Annotated in this window: 17 protein-coding genes and 1 pseudogene; 6 read left to right on the top strand and 12 right to left on the bottom strand. The window is 69.5% G+C overall.

Annotation, left to right across the window (positions count from 1 at the left end; genetic code table 11):
- Positions 1 to 2: 2 nt before the first annotated feature.
- The 3 genes from ACLARN_RS41965 (at position 3) to ACLARN_RS41955 (ending at position 4,550) form a co-directional block, all read left to right on the top strand.
- Entirely contained in the window at positions 3 to 1,448 is a 1,446-nt protein-coding gene (locus ACLARN_RS41965; RefSeq protein ID WP_409497058.1) for a glycoside hydrolase family 3 protein, read from the top strand.
- A gap of 218 nt (positions 1,449 to 1,666) precedes the next feature.
- Positions 1,667 to 3,577 (top strand): GTP-binding protein, encoded by a 1,911-nt coding sequence (locus ACLARN_RS41960; RefSeq protein WP_409497057.1) that lies wholly within the window; start codon positions 1,667 to 1,669, stop codon positions 3,575 to 3,577.
- A 16-nt stretch (positions 3,578 to 3,593) separates the two neighbouring features.
- The gene (locus ACLARN_RS41955) at positions 3,594 to 4,550 is read left to right on the top strand and encodes an LLM class flavin-dependent oxidoreductase (RefSeq protein ID WP_409497056.1); all 957 of its coding nucleotides are present in this window, start codon (positions 3,594 to 3,596) and stop codon (positions 4,548 to 4,550) included.
- A 2-nt stretch (positions 4,551 to 4,552) separates the two neighbouring features.
- On the opposite strand, the pseudogene ACLARN_RS41950 reads toward ACLARN_RS41955, so the two are convergent.
- Positions 4,553 to 5,440 (bottom strand): annotated as a pseudogene (locus ACLARN_RS41950) (NAD(P)-dependent oxidoreductase); the annotation flags it as partial.
- A gap of 134 nt (positions 5,441 to 5,574) precedes the next feature.
- Between ACLARN_RS41950 and ACLARN_RS41945 the strand changes: the two are divergent.
- Complete coding sequence (locus tag ACLARN_RS41945) at positions 5,575 to 7,245, top strand: M14 family zinc carboxypeptidase (RefSeq protein WP_409497055.1); 1,671 nt, start codon at positions 5,575 to 5,577, stop codon at positions 7,243 to 7,245.
- Between the two features lie 149 nt (positions 7,246 to 7,394).
- Here ACLARN_RS41945 and ACLARN_RS41940 read toward each other — a convergent pair whose 3' ends face one another.
- From ACLARN_RS41940 to ACLARN_RS41930, 3 genes are all read right to left on the bottom strand, one after another.
- The gene (locus ACLARN_RS41940; protein ID WP_409497054.1) at positions 7,395 to 8,132 is read right to left on the bottom strand and encodes a Long-chain-fatty-acid--CoA ligase; all 738 of its coding nucleotides are present in this window, start codon (positions 8,130 to 8,132) and stop codon (positions 7,395 to 7,397) included.
- 54 nt (positions 8,133 to 8,186) lie between these two features.
- A complete protein-coding gene (locus ACLARN_RS41935) occupies positions 8,187 to 9,281 on the bottom strand; it encodes a glycosyltransferase family 4 protein (RefSeq protein ID WP_409497053.1) in 1,095 nt (364 codons plus the stop codon).
- Positions 9,282 to 9,366: 85 nt separating this feature from the next.
- Positions 9,367 to 10,155 carry an inositol monophosphatase family protein gene (locus tag ACLARN_RS41930; protein WP_409497052.1) on the bottom strand — a complete coding sequence of 263 codons (789 nt, stop codon included), beginning with the start codon at positions 10,153 to 10,155 and terminating at the stop codon, positions 9,367 to 9,369.
- A 17-nt stretch (positions 10,156 to 10,172) separates the two neighbouring features.
- Here ACLARN_RS41930 and ACLARN_RS41925 point away from each other — a divergent pair, with 17 nt between their 5' ends.
- Positions 10,173 to 10,865 carry a creatininase family protein gene (locus ACLARN_RS41925; protein ID WP_409497051.1) on the top strand — a complete coding sequence of 231 codons (693 nt, stop codon included), beginning with the start codon at positions 10,173 to 10,175 and terminating at the stop codon, positions 10,863 to 10,865.
- Positions 10,866 to 10,958: 93 nt separating this feature from the next.
- On the opposite strand, the gene ribA is transcribed toward ACLARN_RS41925, so the two are convergent.
- The 6 genes from ribA to ACLARN_RS41895 are packed head-to-tail and all read right to left on the bottom strand — an operon-like array spanning position 10,959 to position 15,826.
- Entirely contained in the window at positions 10,959 to 11,573 is a 615-nt protein-coding gene (gene ribA / locus ACLARN_RS41920; protein ID WP_409497050.1) for a GTP cyclohydrolase II, read from the bottom strand.
- Positions 11,570 to 12,550: a lysylphosphatidylglycerol synthase transmembrane domain-containing protein gene (locus ACLARN_RS41915; protein ID WP_409497049.1), complete on the bottom strand. Its 981-nt coding sequence runs from the start codon at positions 12,548 to 12,550 to the stop codon at positions 11,570 to 11,572. Before ACLARN_RS41915 ends, ribA begins: the two co-directional genes overlap by 4 nt.
- Positions 12,547 to 13,365, bottom strand: a complete 819-nt coding sequence (locus ACLARN_RS41910) for a methyltransferase domain-containing protein (RefSeq protein ID WP_409497048.1) — start codon at positions 13,363 to 13,365, stop codon at positions 12,547 to 12,549. The genes ACLARN_RS41915 and ACLARN_RS41910 overlap by 4 nt, the downstream gene beginning before the upstream one ends.
- The gene (locus tag ACLARN_RS41905) at positions 13,362 to 14,429 is read right to left on the bottom strand and encodes a glycosyltransferase family 4 protein (RefSeq protein WP_409497047.1); all 1,068 of its coding nucleotides are present in this window, start codon (positions 14,427 to 14,429) and stop codon (positions 13,362 to 13,364) included. The genes ACLARN_RS41910 and ACLARN_RS41905 overlap by 4 nt, the downstream gene beginning before the upstream one ends.
- Positions 14,426 to 14,824 carry a 6-carboxytetrahydropterin synthase gene (locus tag ACLARN_RS41900; protein ID WP_181776456.1) on the bottom strand — a complete coding sequence of 133 codons (399 nt, stop codon included), beginning with the start codon at positions 14,822 to 14,824 and terminating at the stop codon, positions 14,426 to 14,428. Before ACLARN_RS41900 ends, ACLARN_RS41905 begins: the two co-directional genes overlap by 4 nt.
- 21 nt (positions 14,825 to 14,845) lie before the next feature.
- Positions 14,846 to 15,826, bottom strand: coding sequence for a dehydrogenase (locus tag ACLARN_RS41895; RefSeq protein WP_409497046.1), 981 nt, complete (start codon positions 15,824 to 15,826; stop codon positions 14,846 to 14,848).
- Between the two features lie 60 nt (positions 15,827 to 15,886).
- On the opposite strand from ACLARN_RS41895, the gene ACLARN_RS41890 reads away from it, so the two are divergent.
- Positions 15,887 to 16,591, top strand: a complete 705-nt coding sequence (locus ACLARN_RS41890) for a CDP-alcohol phosphatidyltransferase family protein (RefSeq protein ID WP_409497045.1) — start codon at positions 15,887 to 15,889, stop codon at positions 16,589 to 16,591.
- Here ACLARN_RS41890 and ACLARN_RS41885 read toward each other — a convergent pair whose 3' ends face one another.
- Entirely contained in the window at positions 16,592 to 16,954 is a 363-nt protein-coding gene (locus tag ACLARN_RS41885) for a tautomerase family protein (protein WP_409497044.1), read from the bottom strand.
- 1 nt (position 16,955) lies between these two features.
- Positions 16,956 to 17,519, bottom strand: a complete 564-nt coding sequence (locus ACLARN_RS41880) for a TetR/AcrR family transcriptional regulator (protein WP_409497043.1) — start codon at positions 17,517 to 17,519, stop codon at positions 16,956 to 16,958.
- Positions 17,520 to 17,803: the final 284 nt, after the last annotated feature.

Raw genomic sequence — 17,803 nt, 5'->3', positions numbered from 1 at the left:
CCTTGTCTTCACCGGAAAAGCTCGCCGGCTCCGTTCTCGTATCGGGCTTCGACGGCACCACCGCACCGGATTGGCTGCGGCGCAAGGTGGCCGACGGCCTCGGCGGCGCGATCCTGTTCGGCCGCAACGTGGTCGACGACGAGCAGGTGGCCGCGCTGAGCGCGCAGCTGCGGGCCGAACGGCCCGACGTGCTCATCGGCATCGACGAAGAGGGCGGTGACGTCACGCGGCTCGACGTCGCCACCGGCTCGTTCGTCCCGGGACCACTCGCACTCGGCGCCGCGGACGACGTCGAGCTGACGGCGTCGGTCGCCGCCGCACTCGGCGAACGGCTGGCCGCGTGCGGGGTCACGATCAACTTCGCCCCGTGCGCGGATCTGACCCTGACGCCGGAGGATCCCTCCATCGGGGTCCGGGCGTTCGGCTCGGACCCGGTGAAGGCGTCGCCGCACGTCGCGGCGTACATCACCGGGCTGCAGAAGTACGGCGTGGCCGCGTCGGCGAAGCACTTCCCCGGGCACGGTGCGGCGACCGACGATTCGCATCACTCGCTGCCGGTCCTGCCCCGGACCGAGGCGGAACTACACGAAATCGAACTCGTCACGTTCAAGGCGGCGATCGCGGCGGGGGTGCGCTCGGTGATGACCGGGCACCTCGTCGTGCCCGCGTGGGGTCACCTGCCCGCGACGCTCAACCCGAAGGCGCTGACCGACGTCCTGCGCGGCGAACTCGGCTTCACCGGCGCGGTGATCACCGACGCGCTCGACATGGGCGCCGTCGCGGGTGAACTCGGCAAGACCGAGGGCGTCGGCCGGGCGGCGGTGCGGGCACTGATCGCCGGTGCCGACGCGCTCTGCCTGGGCGGTGTGTCGTTCGAAGAGGACGAGCTGAACCGGATCGCGGCGGTCATCGCGGCCGCTGTCGAAGCCGGTGAACTGCCGCTGGAGCGGCTGGCCGAGGCGTCGGAGCGGGTCGCCGCGCTCGGCACTCCCCCGGTGTCGACACCGATCTCTCCGGTGGATCACCGGCTCGGCCTGGAGGCGGCGCGCAAGGCGTTGCGGATCCAGGGCTCGCCGAAGCTGGCCGGACCGCCGCTGGTGATCGACGTCGAGACCGAGCCGATCATCGCGGCGGGCCCGATGCCGTGGGGGCTCGGGTCGCATCTGACCGAACTCGTGCCCGGAACCCGCGCGCTCAAGGTCACCGCGGACGAGATCGCGATCGCGATCGACGCCGTCCACGGTGCCCGCGACCTCGTCGTGGTGACGCGTGAGGCGCACCGGCACCCTGAGGTCCGGGAGTTCCTGAGCTGGCTCCGGGAGGCAGGCGTGGACTACATCCGGGTCGAGACCGGGGCACCGGGGCCGGACACCGGCGACGGGCCGCGGATCGACACGTTCAGCGGGTCCTACGTCAGCCTCCGCGCCGCCGCGGAATACCTCGCCTGACGCCCCGACCCCCGCAATTCGTCCTCTGGATGCGGTACTTGCACGCGCAACTACCGCAACTAGAGGACGAATTGCGTTGGGGGGTTATTCGGTTGCGAAGCGGGTGACAGGGGTGTGTAGTCGGGAAGATCGGGTCCCGGCCTAGGAGATGATCGTCTTGCCAGTGTCCACGTCCTTCCACCAGGTAATTTCCGCCTACCTCAAGGACGAGACACCTCGTGAAGACCCTCAATCTGGGGATTCTGGCGCATGTCGACGCCGGGAAGACGAGCCTGACGGAGCGGCTGTTGCATACCGCCGGGATCATCGGTGAGCTGGGCAGCGTCGATGACGGCAGCACCCAGACCGACACGCTGGCCCTGGAACGCGCCCGCGGGATCACCATCAAGGCGGCCGTGGTGTCGTTCGCGCTCGGCGACGTCACCGTCAACCTGATCGACACCCCCGGCCACCCCGACTTCATCGCCGAGGTCGAACGCGCCCTCGGCGTGCTCGATGGCGCCGTCCTGGTGCTGTCGGCGGTCGAAGGAGTCCAGGCGCAGACCCATGTCCTGATGCGGACCTTGCGACGGCTGGGCATCCCGGCGCTGCTGTTCGTGAACAAACTGGATCGCCGCGGGGCCGACCCGGACCGGGTGTTCCGCGAGATAGCCGAGAAACTCACGCCTTCGGTCATCTCGATGGACCCCGGGACACCCGATCGGGTGATCGATCTGCTGGCGACCCTCGACGAGGACTTCCTGACCGAGTATCTCACCGACCCGGACGCGTTCCCGTCGTCGCGGCTCCACACCGAACTCGCCGCGAAAGTCGCCGAAGGTCTCGCCTACCCGGTCTACTTCGGATCGGCGATCACCGGCGCCGGTATCGACGCGCTCCGCGACGGCATCGAAAATCTGTTGCCCGCCAACGCGGGCGACGCCGACGGCCCGCTGTCCGGCACGGTGTTCAAGGTCGAACGCGCTCCGGGTGGCGAGAAGATCGCCTACGTGCGGCTGTTCTCCGGCCGGGTCGCCGTCCGCGACAAGGTCCCGCTCGGCGACGGCGAAGGCAAGGTCACCGCGATCAGCGTCTTCGACAACGGCTCGGCCGTCTCGTCGGCGTCGGCCGGGGCCGGGCGGATCGCGAAACTGTCGGGACTCGACGTCCGGATCGGCGACGTGCTCGGGGTCCGGCCGGATCACGTGCGGGAGGCCCGATTTTCCCCGCCGACACTGGAAACCGTCATCTCCCCGGTGCGCCCGGCCGAACGCGGGCCATTGCATCAAGCACTCACCCAGCTGACCGAACAGGATCCGCTGATCGGCCTGCGGCACGACGAAATCCGCCAGGAGACCTCCGTTTCGCTGTACGGCGAAGTGCAGAAAGAGGTCATCCAAGCGACACTCGCGGACGAGTACGGCATCGACGTCACGTTCAGCGAGACGACCACGATCTGCGTCGAGCGCGTCTCCGGCACCGGGTCGGCCGCCGAAATCATCGACAAAGCGCCCAATCCCTTTCTCGCCACGGTCGGACTGCGCGTCGAGCCGGGGTCGCCGGGGAGCGGGATCTCGTTCCGGCTGGCGGTCGAACTCGGCTCGATGCCGTACTCCTTCGTCAAAGCCGTGGAGGACACGGTGAAGGAGACACTGCGCGAGGGCGTCCACGGCTGGGAGGTGCTCGACTGTGTCGTGACGATGACGCATTCCGGTTACTACGCCAGGCAAAGCCACGCGCACGGCACCTTCGACAAGAGCATGTCCAGCACCGCGGGTGACTTCCGCAATCTGACGCCGCTGGTGCTGATGGCGGCACTGCGTGAGGCCGGGACGACCGTGCACGAACCGATGCACCGGTTCACCCTCCAGGCCCCGGCCGACACGCTCGGCCCGGTCACCGCGCTGCTGGCGCAAGCTCGTGCCGTCCCGCGGACGACGCTCACGAAAGGCGCGACCGCCGAACTCGACGGCGAGATCCCGGCGGCGAAAACCCATGCGGTGCACCAGCTTCTGCCCTCGGCGACGCGGGGAGAGGGCACGATGGAGACCGTCTTCCACGGCTACCGTCCCGTCCGGGGAGCGGCGCCGTCACGGTCGAGGACCGACCACAACCCGTTGGACCGCAAGGAATACCTGCGGCGCGTCTAAGAAACGGAGAACGCACATGGTTTCAAGGCTCGGGGTCAGGATCCCGCGCGAGCTGCCCGCCGCCCGGCTGAGAAGTCTGGCCCGCCGCGCGGAACAGGAGGGTTTGGACGAGGTCTGGATCGTCGAGGACTGCTTCTACGCGGGCGGGATCGCCACGGCGTCGGCGGTGCTGGCGGCGACCGAGAAGATCACCCTCGGCATCGGCATCATGCCCGCCGTCGCCAGGAATCCGGCCATCGCGGCGATGGAGATCGCGGCGCTGGCGGAGCTGTACCCGGGACGCCTGATCGTCGGGTTCGGGCACGGCGTGCCGAGCTGGATGCGGCAGATCAACGCGTGGCCGAAGTCGGCGCTCGCCGCGTTCGAGGAGACGCTGGCCGTCATCCGGCGGCTGCTGGCCGGTGAACGCGTTTCCTTCGAGGGCAAGCATGTCCGGCTCGACGACGTCCAGCTGGAGTTCCCGCCCGCGGTGCCGCCGAAGATCGTCGCCGGCGTCCGCGGCCCGAAGTCCCTCGCCGCCGCGGGCCGGGTGGCCGACGGGACCCTCCTCGCCGAACCGGCGACCCCGGAGTACGTCCGCGCGACGCGGGAGCTCATCGGCGTCGAGGGTCATTCGATCGCCACCTACAACTGGCTGTCGCTCGACGCCGATCCCGAGCGGGCCCGCGAGCGGGCGCGAGCCGACGTCGCTTCCGCGATCGGGCCGAACTCGGGACCGGCGCTGGGGCCGCTGGACTTCGGCGCCGAACTGCTGGCCGAGGTCGAGGCCGCCGGGGACGACTTGGCGCGGCGGCTTCGTCCGGAGTGGATCGACAGGCTGAGTGTCAGCGGCACACTCGACCGTTGTGTCGAACAGGTCCGGGCGTTGTACGCGGCCGGGACCGAGTCCGTCATCCTGCTCCCCCTGCTCGGCGAACCGGAGGAGGAGTCCTTCGCCGCGGCTGGCCGGATCGCGACGGCCCTGCGAGGCTGACGTCAGAGCGCTTTGACGACGGCGACCATGTCCTCTGCGCCGAACCCGCGCCGCGCGGTCTCGGCGTAGAGGGCGTGGGACGCCTCGAGCAGCGGCAAGGTGAGTCCCGCTTCCCTGGCCGCCGCCGCGATCAGTTCGACGTTGGCGAGGACGTTCGCGATCGAGGCCTGCGGCGCGAAATCCTCTTCGACCAGTTTGGGCGCCTTGACCCGCAAGATCGGGCTGGCCAGCTGCCCGGCGCCGAGGACGTCGGTGAGCAGGCCGAGGTCGAGCCCGTGCGTCCGGGCGAAGTGGACGGTCTCGGCCAAGCCGGTCACGACCGAGGTCAGGTGGACGTTGACCGCCAGCTTCATCAGGAGCGCGTTGGGTACCGGCCCGCAGTCCACGGCTTCCCGGCACAACGGCCCGAGCAACTCCCGGATCTCCTTGATCGCGCCCGGGTCACCCGCGAGCATGGCGACCAGCTCACCCGCCTCGGCCGGGACCCGCGAGCCGGAAACCGGCGCCTCCACGTACTTCGCCCCAGCCGCGAGGAGTTCGGCCTCGATTTCGCGGGAATGCTCCGGCGCCGTCGTTCCCATGTGGACGATCGTGCGGCCGTCGAGCGAGGCCCGTCCGCGGTCGAGCACGGCGTCGACGGCGGCAGCGTCCTTCAGCATCAGGAACACGACCTCGCACCGCGCGAAGAGTTCCGCCACGTCCCCGACGGCCTCGGCCCCCGCGGCCACCTGCTCCGAAGCCTTTCCGGGGGTGCGATTCCAGACGATCAACGGGATTCCGGCCCGTGCCAGGTTCAGTGCCATCGGCCCGCCCATGCTGCCCAGTCCGGCGAAACCGACTCGTGCGATACCCATGGCCCCACTGTGCCGGGTGCTGGGGAGCCGACGCCACCGATGAGATCTTCCTGCCGGAAATCGCGAGTAATGCCCCTATGGCCGCCCGAAAGCAGGTCCGTTCCGCCCCTGTGACGACGGGCGGTGCTCCCTAGCCTCGTCGGCGTACCGACCCACAGAGGGGACACCACATGCCCGACACCGAGGCCGCACGGCATTTCGTCACCGTTTCCGTCGACGACCGCGACGCGCTCCGCCTGCTCGCCCAGCGCGGACTCGACCTGTTCCCCTCCACCGCCAGGGAGACCGCCGACGGCGCGGCGATCGACGGATACCTCCGCGATGAGGAGATCACCGCACTCGCCGACAGCGGCCACGACGTCCTGGTCCACCCCGACGTCGAAGCCGCGCCACTGGAGATCGCGCCGGACAACGAAACACGGCCCCTCTCCGCCGGGCCGGAAGCCGCCGTGCCACCCGGTTATCAAGCGTCGTACCACTTCGAGCGATTCATCCACGACATGGCCCAGGCGCTGCCGGACACCCTGTCCCGCGTCCGGCTGCCCGAACCGTCGGTCCAGGGCAAGCCCATCTCCGTGCTCCGTATGCGCAGCGGTACCCGCGCCGACCGGCCGGGTGTGATCCTGATGGCCGGGGCGCACGCACGGGAGCTGATGAACCCGGAACTGCTGTACAACTGGGCCTTCCGGGTCGCCTACTGCCTGTCTTCGGAGACGGCCGTGAACTATCCGGCCGTCACCTATCAGTACGGCACGATCAGGCTGCTGGCCGACAACCTGGACGTCTTCGTCGTCCCGATGGTCAACCCGGACGGCCGCGACATCGTCCTGTCCGCCGAGAACCTGCGGATGTGGCGCGGGAACAGCCGTCGCGTGGACCTCAACCGCAACTACGACTTCCTCTTCGACAGCGGGATCGGCACCAGCACCGACCCGGCGAGCGACGTCTACCGCGGGCCGCACGCGTTCTCCGAACCGGAGACCCGCAACATCCGCTGGCTGCTGGACACCTTCCCGCACATCACCGCCGTGCTGGACCTGCATTCCTTCAGCGAGCTGATCCTCTACCCGTGGGGCGACGACGACAACCAGACCACCGATCCCGCGCAGAACTTCCGGGTGCCGAACCCGGATCGCGGCGTCCCGAACGACGGGCGCTACCGCGAGTACATCCCGCAAGGCGATCTGGACTGGTTCCTCCGCACCGGAAACCGGATGCGGGAGACGATCGCGAAGCAGCACGGCCGCTCGTACACGATCCAGCAGAGTGTCGGGCTGTATCCGACGACGGCGACCGTCGACGACTACACCTTCTCCCGGCATTTCGTGAACCCCGGGCTGAAGAAGGTGCGGGGGTTCTGCATCGAGACGGGCAAGCCGCCGGTCGGCGGTGACCTCCTCGGCGCCTTCCAGCCGCCGTACGAAGAAGCCCGCAAGGTGATCGAAGAGGTCGGCCCCGCGGTGGTGGAATTCCTGCTGGAGATCTACTGCCCGACCGGTCCGGACAGCCTGCTGCTGAGCGAAGCCGAGGAGGTCCTCGCCCGGCACATGGGCACTTCGCGGGAGCTGTACGACGGCCTGGTCGCGCACGGACCGGGGATCTTGCGGGCTCTCGGCGACGCTCCGCGAGCCCGGGTGAAGGCGACCATCGCCTTGAAACGGCTCACCGAGGCCGCCCGGCTGGACCACGATCCGGTGCTCGAAAGCGACATCGTCGAGAAGCTCGCCGAGGCCGCGACGGCGATCGGGGAGGCAGTACCGGAAGCCCAAGCGCTGCTGAAGGAGTTCGTCGCGCGCACCGGACGGGCGGCCGGGAAGCCGCTCAGCGCCGCCCTCGCCTAGCGCCACGCGACTGCCCAGTGGCCGTGTCGCGAAAGCCACTTTCGAGACATCAGACGTCCCGAAAGTGGCTTTCGCGACACCCTGGATGGAGGCCGCGCTCAACGCCTGAGTCACGCTTCGGCCGGGTGAGTCGTGAGTGGTATGGACGGTCAGAAGGGGTGCACCATCCACACGTTCGCCTCGACGTAAACCCCGCAGTCCCGCTCGACGTTCGCGTGCACCGGCGCGATCCCGCCGGGGATCACGTTGTCACCGTCGGCGAGTTTGACGCCGGTCCACCTCCGCCAGTCCTCGATCGAGCCCGAGATGGTCACGGCGAACGGGCAGACCTTGATCATCCGCGCACCGAGCCGTTCGTGGGTGCGCAGCCAGCGGTCGGCGAACAGCCCGTCTTCACGGCGCCGGACGGCGTACTCCTCCATGGGGACGTCCGGCTCGGCCTCCTTGCCGATCGGGCGCACCGAGACGATCAGCCGCTTCAGCCCGGTCTCCGCCGCACGCGCCTTGAGCGCCTTCAGCATCGGTGTGGACAGGCCCGTCCCGCGCATTTTCGGGGCCACGACGACTTCGAGCGCGCACAGCGTGTCCGGCGCGCGGCCGTCCATGAGGTCTTGCGCGGCCCACTGGATCGCTTCGTCCCAGCCGTGTTCCGGCAGTTCCTCGCGGTCCTCGGCGGGATAGCTCAGCGGAACCGACAGCGCCCGCGCGATCGGCACGCCGTCGTCGTCCAGCGCGATCAGGAAATACCGGGCCCAGTGCCGCAGGAACCGTTCCGGGGTGATCATCTTGCCGCTGAAACCCCGGTAGATGAACTCACCCCCGACGTCGCCGAGATTCAGCGCGGGATCGAGGAGGTCGGGGCGGGACGCAAGATCGACGATTCGCATGCCGCCAAGTCAACCGAGCCGATGATCGGCCCGATAGCTGCTTCCGGGCGACGATCAAGCCAGCTGACGCGGCGTGGCCTGCAACCGGGAAAGGACGTCGGTGAGCCTGCCCGCGGCGACGTCCCACTCTTCGAGGACACTGCTCCGCGCGAGCGCCGACGTCCGCAGGGAATGCCGGAGTTCGGCGTCGAGCGACCAGCGGGCCAACGCCGTCGCGAGCGCCGACGGATTGTTCGGCGGCACCAGCATCCCGGGGACTCCCCCGCCGGGCGCCATACCGAGCGCGTCGTGCGTACCGGCGGTTTCGGTGGCCACCACGGGGATCCCGCGCGCCAGCGCCTCGGCGACGACCAGTCCGGACGTGCCGCCCCTCGACGGGAGGACGAGCAGATCCGCGCCGTCGTAGACCAGGTCGAGGTCGTCCGGCGGCTGGATGAGGCTGATCCGGGAACCGAGCCCGAGCCGTTCGACCGTCCAGCGCAGTTCGTCGACGTAGGCGGGATCGTGGTGCGTCGCCCCGGCGAACACGCATTTGAACGCCAGTTCGTCGACCAGCGAGAGCGCCTGGATCAGCACGTCCTGGCCGTGGCGCGCGGTCATCGGCGCGAGACAGAGCAGCCGGGAGACACCGTCGGCGCCGGCGGCGAGCGGCGCCGCGTCCGTGCCGGGGGTCGCGACGTAGACGCGAGTGGGGTCGAGGTCGTGCCGGTCGATCAGCTGCCGCGCGAGCCACGGCCCGGTGGCGACGACCATTCCCGCCAGCCGCAGGGTCTCCCGTTCGCACGCGTCGAGTTCGGCGGCCTGCGCCGGATCGAGCGCGGGATCGTCGGCCAGCGGCCGGTGCACCAGGACGGCCAGCCGCAATCGCCGGGCGTGCGGGATCACGATCTCCGGGACGCCGCAGGCGACCGTGCCGTCGATCAGGACGACGGTGTCGTCGGGCAACGCGGTGAGCGACCGGGCCAGTCTCGACCGGGCCAGCGGACCCGGCATCGGCCACTCCCCGGCGATCGGCAGTTCGAGCAGCGGGAGGCCGGTGGCGGGGAGGTTCTGGCACATCCGGCGGTCGTACTCGCCGCTGGTGTCCTCGGCGTCGCCTGGCAGGACGAACACCACCGGTTCCGTGCCACGGGCAGTTGAGGTGAACACGGATTACCTCCAGGTGCGGACGGCGGCCTTACCAGGAGACACGGTTACGAAGCCCGGACGGTTCATATTCGGACCGAAGAAAGTTTCAACCGTTTACCCGCGCGATGGCGGCGACGATCTCGTCACGCAGGCCCGCCCCGACCGCGATGGTGGCCGCCGAGCGCACCGTGTGGTCACCGCCGTCGGTGTCGACGACCATTCCCCCGGCCTCGCGGACCAGCAGGACACCCGCCATCGTGTCCCACGGTTTGTTGGCGAGGATGACGCTCGCGTCGAGTTTGCCGTGCGCGACCCAGGCCAGGTCGATCGCCGCGGAGCCGAGGAACCGGATCCTCTGCACGCGGCCGCCGAGTTCGGCCAGCAACGCCATCCGGACGCGGTTCTTGACCTCCGCGCCTTCACCGACCGCGAAGTCGCCGATCGACACGATCGCGTCGGACAGCTTCGTCGCCTTCGAGGCTTCGAGACGCTCTTCGCCCGCGTACGCGCCCTGGCCTTCGACAGCGGTGTACGTGACGTCGAGGAACGGTAGGGAGATCGCCGCGACCGTGCTCTTGAGACCGTCCACAAGACCGAGCGAAACGCCGCACAACGGGATGCCGCGCGCGAAGTTGGCCGTGCCGTCGACCGGGTCGAGCGCCCACCAGAGGTCCTTGTCGCCCTCGTGCCCGCGCTCCTCGCCGAGGACGCCGATCTCCGGGGTCTCGCGGGCGAGGAATTCGCGCACGGCGTCCTCGACGGCGAGGTCGACGTCGGTCACCATGTCACGATCACCTTTGGCGGCAACGGAAAACGACGTCATCGAGCGGATGATCCCGGTCGCCTTGGCGACGGCCTCACGGGCGACGGACAACAATGCGGCGTGGTCGGTCATGTGGGTACCGTAGCCCGGTGAACCTGTTCCCGACGGCCACGATGGCCGACGAGCGCGCCCGCGGCGCCGACGTCGCGGTGCTGCCGATCGGCAGTTTCGAACAGCACGGCGCGCACCTCCCGCTCGCCACCGACGCGGTGATCGCGACGACCATCGCCGACACCCTCGCCGCGGCGTACCCGGTGCTGCGGCTCCCGCCGATCACGATCGCGTGCTCGCACGAACACGCGGACTGGCCGGGGACGGTCAGCATCTCGGCCGCGACACTGTACGCCGTGGTGAACGACGTCGCCGCTTCGCTGCGCCGCTCCGGGGTGCCGAAACTGGTGCTGGTGAACGCGCACGGCGGCAACTACGTCCTGTCCAATGTGGTCCAGGAGTCCTCCTCGCCGATGGCGCTGTTCCCCGGCGTCGAAGGCTGGCAGGCGGCGCACGACGCGGCCGGACTGGAGACGTCGCTGGACAGCGACATGCACGCCGGTGAACTGGAGACTTCCCTGCTGCTGCACGCACATCCTTCGCTGGTCCGGCCCGGTTTCGCGGAGGCGGACCACCTGGCCGACGACCGGCGGCACCTGCTGACGGTGGGGTTGCGGCCGTACTCGGAGTCCGGTGTGGTGGGGCGGCCTTCGCTGGGGACGGCGGAAAAGGGACGGCTGGTGCTGGAGTCGCTCGTGCGGAGCTTCGCGGAGACACTGGCCGCGCTCTGACCCCAAGTCCGCCCTGTGCAATGAAGGACGCTTTCATAGCAAAATTTGCTATGAAAGCGTCCTTCATTGCACGCCTGCGGAACCCCGGGAACCTCAGGAGCCCACCGAGCCGATCGCGTCCAGGTGCGGCAGGAAGTGGTGCATCCGCTCCTGTTTCGTCCGCAGGTACCGCAGGTTCTCGTCGTTCGGCATGACCAGCAACGGCACCCGCTCGCTGATCCGCACGCCGTGCCGCTTCAGCTGGTCGACCTTCGTCGGGTTGTTGGACAGCAGCCGCACCGACCGCACGCCGAGGTCGGTCAGGATCTCCGCCGCCGCACCGTAGTCGCGCGCGTCCACCGGCAGTCCGAGCGCGATGTTCGCCTCGACGGTGTCGAGTCCTTCGTCCTGCAATCGCATCGCCTTCAGCTTCGCGAGCAGACCGATGCCGCGCCCTTCGTGCCCCTGTGCGTATACGAGGACTCCGGCGCCTTCCTCGACGATCGCTTGTAGCGCGGCGGCCAGCTGGTCACCACATTCGCAGTGCATCGAGCCGAACACGTCGCCGGTCAGGCATTCCGAGTGGACCCGCGCCAGCGTGTCGAAGCCCCCGACCTCGCCGTGCACCAACGCCATCTGCTCGGTGCCGTCGGCGTCCAGGTACCCGTACGCGCGGAAAACGCCGTAACGGGTCGGCAGTCTGGTCTCTACGACCCTCTCCACTGTCATCGCGTTTCTCCTATCCGTACGGGAACCCCGAGGCGCGGCGCGACCGGCGTGTAAGTCCTGAAGGAGCGCGCGAGCAGCACGGCCGCGCCGGGAAGGCTCGCGACGAGCGCGAGCACGCCGTAGACGACGGCCACGGTGACGCCCTGCGCCGAACCGAGCCCGGCCGCGCCGAACAGCAGCGCGCAAACGCCTTCGCGCGGGCCCCAGCCGCCGATGTTCAGCGGCAACCCCATCGCGAGCAGGGCGAGGATCATCAGCGGCAGCAGTTCCCCGACCGGCGCGGTGACCCCGGCGGCTCGCGCGGCGACGACGAACAGGGTGAGATGCCCGGCCAGGGTGGCCACCGAAAGCAGGCTCACGCTGGGCCAGGTCTCCTTGGTCAGCAGGCCCAGGCGGACGTCAGCGAGAGTGACGGCGAAACCGCGGCGCCACTTCGATCCACTGTGGATCCAGTGCTTTCCCGACGTCATCCCGGTGACGACGGCCGCGAGGGCGAGCACGACGACCACGATCCCGGCGGTCATGACGATCCCGTCGATCGGCGGCGGCACCACGGAAGGCGTACTGAGCACGACGGCGACCGAAGCGCCGATCACCGCGATCTGTCCCGCCGTCCGCTCCAGCACCACCGCGCGGACGCCGCGCAGCACGTCGCCGGATTCGCGGCCGTGCTGCACGGCGCGGTTGACGTCGCCGAGCACCCCCGCCGGCAGGACGCCGTTGAGGAACAACGCGCGGTAGTACTCGCCGACAGCGCTCCACAGCGACAGCTTGAGACTCAGCCGCCGCGCGACCAGGCACCATCGCCAGGCACTGAAAACCGTGGTGGCGAACCCGATCCCGAGCGCGGCGGCGACACCGGTGACGTCGACCTCGCGCAGTCCGTCCAGGAACGCCTTGGTGCCCAGTTGCCAGACGAGCACGGCGAGGATGCCGAGCGCGCCGAGGATCCGCAGCCAGGGCCAGAACCGTTTCACGCCGGCACCACCAGGAGATCCTCGTGGTGGATCATCGCGTTCAGCTCGCCCGCGGCGCACTGCGCGAGCCGCCAGCGCAGGTAGGTGTCACCGTCCGCGGCAAGCTCCGGCCGCTGCTCGCGTGCGGCGCCGACCCAGCCGGTGAGCCATTCCGCGGTCAACGCGGCCTGATCCGCGCCGAGCCGCCATGGGCTCGGAGCGCGCCGGACGGTGGCGCCGAGCCGTTCGAAGACCCCGAACGCGACGTCCACCGCGTCCGGGCCGAGCAGCCACCGGCCGCCGGTCACCCGGCGCTGGTGCGCGTTGAAGGCGTCGGAGATCTCGATGTCGAACTTTTCCTTGGGCGAGAGCACCACCCGGCCCGAAACGCTCAACGTGAACAGCACCGCGCAACCCGCCTCGACACACGCTTCCGCCAGCTTGGTCAGCTCCTCGGCGGTGAGCAGGTCGAGCAGCGCCGACGCCGCCACGAGCGACGTCCCGGCGAGGTCGGCCGCGCGCAAGTCGGTGATGTCACGATGTTCGGTGACGACATCGACCTCGCTTCCGTCCAACGCGTGCTCCGGACGGCTGGTGCGGGCCAGCGCGTGCGTGAGCAGGTCTTCGTCGCGGTCGTGCAGGATCCAGCGCTGACGGCCGGGCAGCCGCCGGGCCAGCCAGCGGCCGAGCGATCCGGTGCCGCAGCCGAGGTCCCGGATCACGACCTCGTCCTGTGTCTTCAAGAAGGAACGGACCGGCTCGATCAGCTCGGTCGCGCGAGCGGCGGCGTCGGCGTCCTCCCGCAAGCTCAGCCAGCTGGGGGCGTACTTGGTCATGCCGCCGTCCTTTCGTTCAGCAGCACGGCGGCGACACCGCGAGCGGTCGCGTCCCAGCCGGTCAGCGTCTCGCGGCGAAGGCGCGCGGAGGCGCGAAGCCGGTCTCGCAGTTCAGGTTCGGTGAGCCAGCGCCGAAGGGCGGCGGCCAGCGCGTTGACGTCCTCGCCCGGGACGAGCAGGCCGGGCACGCTGCCGTCGGGTGCCTGGCCGAGCGTGTCGGGGAGGGCGTCGACAGCGGTCGCCAGTACCGGAATGCCGTGCGCGAGCGCCTCGGTGACGACCATGCCGTAGGTCTCCGCGCGCGAAGGCAGCACGAGAAGGTCTGCCGCGGCGTAAGTGGCTTCGAGGGCTTCGCCGGTCCGAGGACCGGTGAGAGTGAACCGGTCACCGAGGGTGTGTCGCCGCAGTCGCTCGACGTAGCGGGTCTCGCGGCGGATGGCGCCGACACATTCACAGATCCACGGGAGGTCTTTAAGCGACTTCAGCGCATCCGCGAGCAGGCCCTGTCCCTTGCGCGGAGTCACGTTGGCGACGCAGACGAGATGCGTGCCGTCGAGGCTCCCGGACGAGATTTCGGCCTTGTCGACGCCCGGCGGCACCGCATGCACGCGATGCGGCGCGAGGTCGTGGTGCTCGATCAGCCGTCGCGCCGCCCAAGCACTGGTCACGACCACGGCCTCGACCGCGCCGAGCGTCTCCCGCTCCAGCCGGTCCAGTTCGGCGGCGAGCGAAGGCGAAAGCCCGGTTTCGTCGGCCAGCGGCAGATGCACCAGTACCGCGATCGACAGCCGCTGCGCCGCGGGCACGATCACCTCGGGCACCCCGCAGGCGACCAGCCCGTCGACAAGGACCGCCGAACCGCCGGGCAGCCCGGCGAGCTTGCGCGCCAGCACCTTGCGCGCCTCGGTGTCGGGTCGCGGCCAGTTGCCGCGCACGGCGATCTCGTGGACCTCCACGCCGGTCGCGGCGAGCCCGTCGCACAGGCGGCGGTCGTAGACGTTGCCGCCACTCGGCGCGCTCAGGTCGTCGATGTCGTTGGGCAGGACGACGTGGAGACCACTCACAGCGCACGCTCGTAACTCGCCCACGCGACATGGGATTCGTGCAGCGCCACGGTGATCCCTTCGAGCCCGCGTGCACCCTCACCGAGCGCTCCGGCGTGGACACGATCGGCGAGCCTGTCGGCGATGACCTTCGCCAGGAACTCCGTCGAGGTGTTGATCCCGGCGAACTCCGGCACGTCGTCGAGGTTGCGGTAGTTCAGGTCGGCGAGTACCGCTTTGAGCTCTTCGGTCGCCTTGCCGATGTCGACGACGATGTTGTCGCTGTCCAGTTCGGACCGGCGGAACGTCGCGTCCACCACGAAGGTCGCGCCGTGCAGTTTCTGCGCGGGCCCGAAGACCTCGCCGCGGAAGCTGTGGGCCACCATGACGTGGTCGCGGACGGTGATGCTGAACAACGGACCTCCCAGATCGTGCGGCTACTGCGTGTCCTCCCCCTGATACGTGACACGGAGGCAGAGCGTTCCTGGTTCATTCGCGGCCAGACGCGGTAGGACGTCCGGTAGTTCCTGGAACCGGCATTCCCCGCTGATCAGCACCTTAAAGACGGGGTCCGACAAAATTCGCAAGGCGAGCGCCAAGCGGTCGCCGTAGCTTCGGCTCGTGCGGCGAACGGGCGAGACCATGCCGACCTGGCTGGAGCGGATCGCCAGCCGTCGTGAGTGGAAGTTCTCACCGAGCGGGATGGTGACGCGGCGGTCGCCGTACCAGCTCAGTTCGATGACCTCGCCTTCCGGCGCGAGCAGTTCCAGTGACCGCGTCAGCCCGGCCTCGCTCGCGCTGGCGTGGACGACCAGATCGCAGTCGCCCAGCGCGTCCTCCGGTGCCGCGAAGTCGACACCGAGTGCTTCGGCGATCTTCGCGCGCTCCGGGTCGACGTCGATCAGCTGGACCCGGGTCGCCGGGAAGCCGGACAGCAGTTTCGCGACGCTGCTGCCGACCATGCCCGCCCCGACCACCGCGATCCGGTCGCCGAGTTTCGGCGCCGCGTCCCAGACGGCGTTGACGGCGGTCTCGATCGTCCCGGCGAGGATCGCGCGCTCCGGCGGCACCCCGCGCGGCACCGGCGTGACGGCCGACGCGGGCACGACGTAGCGGGTCTGATGCGGGTAGAGACAGAACACGACCTGCCCGACGAGCCCCTCCGGACCTTGTTCGACCACGCCGACATTGAGGTAGCCGTATTTCACCGGACCGGGGAAATCGCCCTCCTGGAACGGCGCGCGCATGGTTTCTCGTTGACTCGGTGGGACCTCGCCGCGGAAGACGAGTGTCTCGGTGCCCCGGCTCACGCCGGTGTACAGGGTGCGGACCAGCACCTCGCCGTCGCCGACCGGAGGGAGCGTGACCGGCCTGAGCTCGCCGTCACCGGAACCACTGAACCAGAAGGCGCGTTCCATCGTGTCCTTTCATATTGGACCTTGGAGACGGGGTCACCGTCACCATAACGAGGAGGCCTCGTGATCAACCCCGGAATCTTCCTGGGGGTCCTCGTCCAGCTGGCGTTGCTGGGAACGCTGGACGCCGTCGCCGGTCTCGGCCCGCTGGGCTGGATCGCCGGAGCGGCCTACGGCATCGCCGTCGGCGGATTCCTGACCTACGGCCTGAACCGGAGCACCGCGCGCTCCCTCGGCCCGGCCGACGCCGTCACGCTCGGGCGCTCCGGGCTGGTCGGCTGTGTGACCGCGCTCGTCGTCGACACCGCGGGCCGGGAGATCGTCACGATGGTCGTCATCGCGTCGGTCGCGCTCGCCCTGGACGCCGTCGACGGCCAGGTCGCGCGCCGCACCGGGACGGCGTCGCCCCTCGGCGCGCGCTTCGACATGGAGGTCGACGCGTATCTGATCCTGATCCTGAGCGTGGTCGTCGCCCAGTCGCTGGGCCCGTGGGTGCTCACGATCGGCGCGATGCGCTACGTCTTCGTCGCCGCGAGCCGGCTGTGGCCGTGGCTGAACGACCCGCTGCCGCCGAGCATGGCGCGGAAGACGGTCGCGGCGGTGCAGGGCATCGCGCTGGTCGCGGTGGCTTCGACGATCCTGCCGCTCTGGGCCGGTTTCGTGGTCACGCTGGGCGCGCTGGGACTGCTGACGTGGTCGTTCGGGCGCGACACGTGGTGGCTGCTGGGACAGCACGCCTTCGCCGCCACTCCCGCCGGGGTCGCGTGATCACGCGTACTGGGTTTCACCGTTCCCGAGAGACCAGTTGATCAGATCGGTCTCGTTGATCGTGACCAGCACGTTCCGCGGCTCGGTCCCCGCGTATTCCTCGGCGAGTTCCGCGATCCGCCGGTACAGGGCCTTCTTCCGCTCGTCGGTGCGCCCCGGCCGCATGGTGATAGCGACGAACACGACCCCCTCGTCCCGGTGGATCCCCAGGTAGTCGTCGTACTTGAGAGTGGCGCGGCCGTTCAGGACCTGGAAGCGGTCGTCGGCCGGGATCTCGAGCGTCTCGACCATCGCGTCGTGGACGGCGTTGCCGAGGGCTTCGAGCTTGTCGGTTCCGACGGTGTCGATGCGAACGAAGGGCATGTCAGTTCTCCTTAGCGGCGAGTAGTCCGAGGGCGCCCTCGACGGCCTTCGCGAACACGTCAGGGGATCCGGCGGCGCGGGCGAGGACGTAACCGCCTTGCAGGACCGCGACGAGCGCGGTCGCCGTGGCGGTGGGGTCGAGCGAGGCGTCGAGTTCGCCGTTCGCGCGACCCTCGTCGAGCAGTTCGGCGAGACGGCCGGTGACCCAGCCGAAGGTCTCCTCGACCGGCCTTCGCAGGTCCGGATCGGCCATCACGTCGGGATCCTGGGTGAGCCTGCCGACCGGGCAGCCCTTGAGCGCGTCGCGCTCGCGGCGCAGGTACGCGGTGACCCGCTCGACGACCGTGCCGGGCCCGGAGAACTCGGCCTCCGCCCTGGTCCTCAGGTCGTCGGCGTTGCGGCCGATCGCGGCGAGCGCGAGTTCGGACTTGCCCTGGAAGTGGTGGTACATGCTGCCCTGGCCGGCGCCGGAGCGCTCCTGGATCGCCTTCGGGCTGGTGCCGACGTACCCGCGCTCCCACAGAAGCTCGCGAGTGCTCTCGATGAGCTGTTCCCTCTTGTCCACCTCAGTACCGTACATACTAGTAGGTACAGAGACAAGCCGAGGGCGCGGGAGCAAGGGACCTTTGCTATCACTTTCGCGCGAATCCGCAGGTCAGGCCTAGGGTCAGGGTCCCGGCAAAGTCGCAGAGCTGCTGATCAGCGCTGCTCTTGGTAATCCGGGCTTGACATCGCTAGTGCCCGCAAGGGTCGAGCGGGGAGGATTCCGGACGTTGAACGTCCGGAATCCTCCCCGCTCAGGGGGCTCCGCAACCGGTGTGACCCGTGACGGTGAAGGAATGGGGACAC

The organism is Amycolatopsis sp. cmx-11-12, from assembly GCF_046269425.1.
Classification (GTDB): domain Bacteria; phylum Actinomycetota; class Actinomycetes; order Mycobacteriales; family Pseudonocardiaceae; genus Amycolatopsis.
Note: the sequence above shows the minus strand (reverse complement) of the source record. Positions and strands in the feature narration are given on the sequence as shown.